The sequence below is a fragment of the Williamsia sp. genome, assembly GCF_036566845.1.
Classification (GTDB): domain Bacteria; phylum Actinomycetota; class Actinomycetes; order Mycobacteriales; family Mycobacteriaceae; genus Williamsia.
Window position 1 is genome coordinate 1 of record NZ_DATCVM010000068.1, and the last position, 6,301, is coordinate 6,301.

The following is a 6,301-nucleotide window of genomic DNA, read 5'->3' on the forward strand; positions in this document are numbered from 1 at the left end:
GCCACGGGTGATCATCACCGACAAGCTCGCCAGCTACCAGGTCGCGCACCGCGAGATGCTGGCCTCGGTCGAGCATCGCCAATCCAAGTACTTGAACAATCGCGCCGAGAACTCGCACCAACCCACCAGGCAGCGAGAACGGGCGATGAAACGGTTCACATCGCCTGGGCACGCGCAACGATTCCTCTCCGCCTTCTCGGGCATCTCACCACATTTCCGGCCCGGCCGACACCGGCTCACAGCACTCAAATGGCGTACCGAGATGACCGACCGTTTCGCGGTCTGGCAGGAAGTCACCGCGACCGACGCCGCCGCCTGAAAATGAACTGCCCGACGGTTCCCCGTCGCGTTCTGTACCAAACTATATGCACCGCTATACTTTTCGATTAACGTGACAGTGCCGATTCAACTGCTCCCGAATAAGGGTAGCGATCCACTCGAGCTGCCGGGGACCAATCCAGTCGGCTTCCGCGGCGGGCACTGTCACGTTAGTCGAAAAGTATAGCGGTGCAGCTAGTTTGGTACACGATGCTGCGGTACGCCGCCGAGACGTTCATTCTCAGGCGGCGGCGGTGGTCGCGGTGACTTCCTGCCAGACCGCGAAACGGTCGGTCATCTCGGTACGCCACTCGGCCGCGGTCAGTCGATGCCGGCGGGGTCGGAAGTGCGGTGAGATGCCAGAGAAGGCGGAGAGGAAGCGTTGCTGCCCGGGCGATGTGAACCGCTTCATCGCGCGCTCTCGCTGCCGGGTCGGCTGATGGGAATTCTCGGCCCGGTTGTTCAAGTACTTGGATCGGCGATGCTCAACCGAGGCCAGCATCTCGCGGTGGGCGACGCTGTAGCTCGCCAGCTTATCGGTAACGATCGCCCGCGGGACATAGTGCAAGCCCTTGAGTAGCTTACGGAAGAATCGTTTGGCGGCGTTGCCGTTTCGACGCGACTGAATTAGCACGTCGAGCACGTTGCCGTGCTGGTCGACCGCACGCCACAGATAGTGTTGCCGACCATTGATTCGAATGAACACCTCGTCGAGATGCCATCTGTCACCGGGCCGGGACCGCCGTCGGCGTAGCTGGTTCGCGTAGGTTTGCCCGAACTTGGCGCACCACCGGCGGATTGTCTCGTAGCTGACCACGACACCGCGTTCGAGCATCATCTCCTCAACTTCACGGAAGCTGAGCGGAAACCGGAAGTACAACCACACGCAATGGTTGATGATCTCGGCCGGGTAGCAGTGGCCTTTGTACGACAGTATCGGGGTGCTCACGCCACATTCTCCCAGTTTGCCGCGTTCAACAACGTGACAGTGCCCTGGGAGTTGCAGGCGGCAACGACACCCGACGATCAAGGTGGCTGCTTCTCCAGGTCGGCGAGGTAGTCGTCCAATCCGAGGAAAGCGGTGGTGTCGGCACACTCCGGTAGATGAGTTCGCAGATTTCTTGCCACCTGAGTCACCGCGGGTCCGGCGTCCAGCACCGGTCGTACCAGACCGAGCCGAGCGCACTGCTCGGCGAGCGGCAACAGCGCCGTCAGTGCGGCATCCTCGTGTCCCAGGGTGGCGAGCACTTCCACCTGCAGCAGGGCGGTGTGGAGGAATGCCCGCGGGCGGGCCCGTTGATCGATCGACTCAACGAGGGCGTGTGCCCTTTCGTAGACGGACTCGCGGTTCTTATCGTGTGCGGTCAATGCTGCCCGGATCCTCGAGTCCTCTTCAATTTCGAACTTGGTTACGGCGATTCCGTTATTGCGGTCGGGCAGTTGTCGGCTCTCGAGGTCGAGAACCGGGGCCCCGGAAGCCGCGTGTCCGATTCCGGCGCGGACTCGTTCGTTGGTGATTCGCGCTGCCAACCGGGGCAACCCCAGTTGCTGCGCCAGCCGGGCACCCTCATCGAGGCGCGCATTCGCAGCATCCTTCTGCCCGAGCAGAAGTTTCAGCCGGGAACCCGTGCCGTAGGTGGCGACCATGAAGTCGACGGTGCCTCCCTCGGCGCCCAAGGTGTGGCTACGGTCGAGGAGTTGATCCGCCTCGGTGAGATGCCCCTGTTCGTACAGTAGGTCGCCGAGTAGAGCTGCGGTGAGCCGGGCGCCGTAGCCGAGATCCTCGTCGGCCTCGGTGGCGAGTGCCATGGCGTGCCGGAAGCTGGCCTCGGCCGCCGGCAGATCGAGTTGTTCTCGTGCGGCGATGCCAGCCATGCAATATCCGTAGATAACGCTGAACGGACCGTTGGAGCGCCGATGGAAGGGCAGCGCCCATTTCTGCCATCGCCGAGCTTCGTCGAAATCGAAGCGGTAGATCGCGTGGAAGGACGCGACGTCGACGGCTCCGCACAACACCCAGGGTCGCAGGGTGTCCGCCCGGGCCATGCACCGCTCGACGGCCTCGTCCAATCCGTCGATCTCGTCGTTGAACGCGGTGATCGTGGCGTGGATTAATGCCGCCTCGACACGCAAATCCGCAACCTTGTCATCGTCGCTGGCCAGAGCTGTCTCCGCGACAGACAGCATTTCCTCGGCGTCGCGCGGGTGATGCAGCAGGGCGTGCGCCCACGCGAGTGCAACCTGGAGTCGGGGCCGGGTGGTAGTTCCTTTCGCCGGCAGTTTCGCGGCGAGGCCGAGGAGCGTCCCCATCTGCGACTGCTCGAGCAGGTCCATCGCGGCGTCCTCGACGAGCGTGACAGCGTCGTTCTCTTCCCCGGCGAGGAGGTAGTGGTCGACCGCCTGGCTCAGAAGGTGCCGGTCCGCGAACCACTGGCCGGCTCTTCGATGGAGTTCGACGATTCGGTCGGGATCGTCACGATCGAGGCGGTGTTGGAGGAACTCGGCGAACAGGTGGTGGTAGCGGAACCACTCCCCTTCCTCGTCGAGCCGGCGCAGGAACAGATCGCGGGACTCGATGTCCTCGAGCGCCGCTTGACCTTCCTGGCCGCTGGTGAGCGCGCGTGCCAAGCTGCCGCAGATCTTCTCAGTGATCGACGTTGCGAGGAGGAGATCGAGGGTGCGTCGGTCGAGACTGCCGAGCACGTTCTCGGCCAGATACTCGCCGATGGCCCGGTTCCCTCCGGACAGATCCTTGATAAGCCTCCGCGGGTTCGGGTGGTCGCGTAATGCCAGCGAGACCAGTTGCAATGCCGCCGCCCATCCGTCGGTCGACTGTTCGAGCTCGACGATGTCAGGTGTGTCCAGGTCGAGACCGGTGCGGTCGACCAGCAGCTGCGTCGACTCGCGGACGTCGAAACGCAGTGCTGCGGAATCTATTTCAACCAGCTCATTGTGCACGCTCATTCTGCTCAGTGGGAGGCCGAGGCGGGTGCGGCTGGTGACGATCAGGTGCAGGTGGTGGCAACCGTGCTCGAGGATGAACGCCAGGGCTGACCGCGTGTCCTCGTTGCTCACGCGGTGCCAGTCGTCGATGACCAGGGCGACGTGATGGTCGGAGGAATGGAGCTCGTCGATCAGCGAGGTCAGAACGTACCTTTCGCGGCCGGCACCGTGGACTTCGAGTTCACGAACCAGCTCTCGGCCGAAGGCTGGTTGTGCGACGGCGATGGACTCGATCAGGTGGGTGAGGAACCAGATGAGCGTGTTGTCGTCGTTGTCGATCGTCAGCCACGCAGTCGCCACCCCCTCCTCCCGCAGGGCAGCGAGGCGTTGAGCGGCGAGTGTGCTCTTTCCGAACCCGGCAGGTGCATGAATGAGCACGAGGCGAGGGCCACCGCTGCGGCGCAGGCGCTCAAGCAGGTGCGTGCGCGCCACCGCCGCACCCGGCGTGACCGGTGGACGGTACTTGGTGGACGCACTCGGTGGCGGAGGGAGTTCTGCCGGGGTCTCTCTGCCACGTCGGTATCGAAGATATTCCGACACGCCGACCCTGACCTCGTCCGTGGGTCGGAAGGGGCGGTCTTCCTCGTCGACGATCGGAAGCGGGATGTCTCCCAGGGCGAGGCCAATGTGTTCGCCCGCCCCTCGCAGCGCGGCGCCCAGTTCCGCAGCAGTGGTGGGGCGGTCCGCTGGGTCTCGGGCCATGGCCGACTCCATCACGGTGCACACCGCCTCAGGGACTCCCGCCTCTCGAAGATCAGGCAGCGGATCCGTACCGACGCGTATGAGCTGGGCGAAGACCTGCTCGCCTCGGCGACGGGCAAACGCCGGTCGGCCCGCCAGTGCCGTGAACAGTGTCGCGCCGAGGCCATAGATATCGGTGGCCATCGATGCGTCGGCGCCGCTGAGCAGCTCCGGGGCGGTATAGGCGGGGGACCCGGCCACCAGACCCCGGGTGGTCTCCTCACCGCCGGTGATGCGGGCGATACCGAAGTCGGTCAACTGCGGCTCGCCGTACTCGGTCAGCAGGATGTTCCCTGGTTTGATGTCGCGGTGCAGCACTCCCGCGCGGTGCGCGGTTTCCAAAGCACCGGCAAGTTTGACACCGAGAGCCAGCGTCTCAGCGGCCGTCAATGCTCCGTGCTTGATGATCCAGGAGTCGAGGGAATCACGGCGATGAAACGGCATCACGATGTAGGGACGACCGGTATAGGTGATTCCTGCTTGCAGCACATGGACGATGTTTGGGTGCCCGGACAACCGCCCCATCGCTTGTTGTTCGCGCAGGAAACGCGCCCGATCCATGTGGTCCGGGTCCGGGCTCAGGACTTTGACGGCTACCACCCGGTCGAGCGTGGGTTGCCTGCACCGGTACACGATGCCGAAACCGCCGCGGCCGGCGATAGACGCATCTTCGAAACCTTCAGCCGCCAACTCCGCGACGACGTTTACGTCGACCTGTCGTTGCGTGCTCTCGGTGGTCTTGTCCGGCATGGCAAGCCTCAGCGCACTTTGCCCGGCGCACCGATGTTCCGCGCCCGGGCCCACCAAAACCTGCCCATGAGGGTCTCCTCGCGATGCGCCTACCCCATTCTAGCTACCGGTAGCCATCGGTCGCCGGAGAGCACATGTCGACGTCAGGGGGTGTCCCTATGGTTTCCGTCAAGCTGCTGCAGCGGAAAACGTTTGGTAGAGAGTCTTGTTCTTGAGCATCGCGTAGAGAACATCGCAGCGGCGTCGGGCGAGACAGATCAGAGCGGCATTGTGTTTCTTGCCTTCAGCCCGTTTGCGGTCGTAGTGGGAGCGGCTGGTCGAGTCGTGCAGGGCGGCGAATGCGGACAGGAACAGCGCGCGTTTGAGCTTTCGGTTTCCTGATCGTGCAGGGTGTTCACCGCGGATCGAAGAGCCCGATCTGTGGGTCACGGGAGCGATCCCGGCGTAGGCGGCGACGTGGCCTGCGGACTTGAATGCGGACTCGTCACCGACTTCGAGCAGGATCTTCGGCTGCAGCCGGAGATCCCGATGCCGGGCATCGAGATCTTCGGCTGGGAAAGAGCGTGGTCATCGAGCATCCTCTCGACATCGTCACCGATAGTCTTCCGTTGCAGCAGAGTCTCTTTCAAAGATTCGGCAAGTTTCGGCAGGACGATCTCCGCGGCATTGCTGCCGGGTACTGTCACTGTTTGTGTACTGAGTGCGGTGATGATCTCGTCGGCCAGTCGAGCGCCCATGCGGGGTGCGTGTTTGACCGCGAGGTTGGTGAGTTTGTGTTTGCCTGCGACGCGGATTCCGTTCGGCCCGCCGCAGCGGGTCAGGATTTCCAGAACAGCGGGATGGCTGATGCGGGGCCCGACGACCCGTTCGAGTGCGGGATGGATGCCGGTGAGTAGTCCGCGGATGCGGTTGCTGATTTCGGTGGCTTCGCCGGCGAGGTCGTCGTCGAACCCGACGAGCACGCCGAGCTCGGCCAATATTTCGTCGCCGGTGTCGACCCGGCGCAGCGTATGCGGCATGGCCCTTGCTGTATCGGCAATGATGAACGCATCTCTCGCATCGGTTTTCGCCTGACCGGGGTAGAGGTCTGCGATCCTGCGCATCGACAGTCCGGGCAGGTACGCGACGTCGTGGCCGCAGGCTCTGGCAACGGTGACCGGTAGGGCTCCGATGGTGTGGGGTTGATCGACGATCAGCAGTACTGGTCCGTATCTGGCGAGGTTGTCGAATACGGCCCGAAGTTTCATTTCGTCATTGGGCAGCGGTTTGTCGGACAGCCGATCACCTGAGGCGTCCAACCCGACGGATGTTCGCCTTTGCCCACGTCGATACCGCAAAACACGGCGTAACTCGTGTTCATTCGCAGTCCTTCGTCCGACCTGTCCGGTCGCCGATCCAGCATCGATACCCGACACCCACGCCTGCGAGGAGACCTACCATCAGATCCGGTGGCCCTGTCCCTAATGGGCACTGTCACGTTAAGCAATCA

Annotated in this window: 3 protein-coding genes and 1 pseudogene; 1 reads left to right on the forward strand and 3 read right to left on the reverse strand. The window is 63.4% G+C overall.

What is annotated here, in order from left to right; genetic code table 11:
* A partial coding sequence (locus VIQ49_RS06170) for a DDE-type integrase/transposase/recombinase (protein ID WP_331882076.1) occupies positions 1–319 on the forward strand: 319 nt, incomplete at its 5' end.
* 240 nt (positions 320–559) lie between these two features.
* Here VIQ49_RS06170 and VIQ49_RS06175 read toward each other — a convergent pair.
* From VIQ49_RS06175 to VIQ49_RS06185, 3 genes and pseudogenes are all read right to left on the reverse strand, one after another.
* Entirely contained in the window at positions 560–1,267 is a 708-nt protein-coding gene (locus VIQ49_RS06175; protein ID WP_331882078.1) for an IS6 family transposase, read from the reverse strand.
* A gap of 77 nt (positions 1,268–1,344) precedes the next feature.
* Positions 1,345–4,812: a protein kinase domain-containing protein gene (locus VIQ49_RS06180; RefSeq protein ID WP_331882081.1), complete on the reverse strand. Its 3,468-nt coding sequence runs from the start codon at positions 4,810–4,812 to the stop codon at positions 1,345–1,347.
* Between the two features lie 168 nt (positions 4,813–4,980).
* Positions 4,981–6,172 (reverse strand): annotated as a pseudogene (locus tag VIQ49_RS06185) (IS110 family transposase).
* Positions 6,173–6,301: the final 129 nt, after the last annotated feature.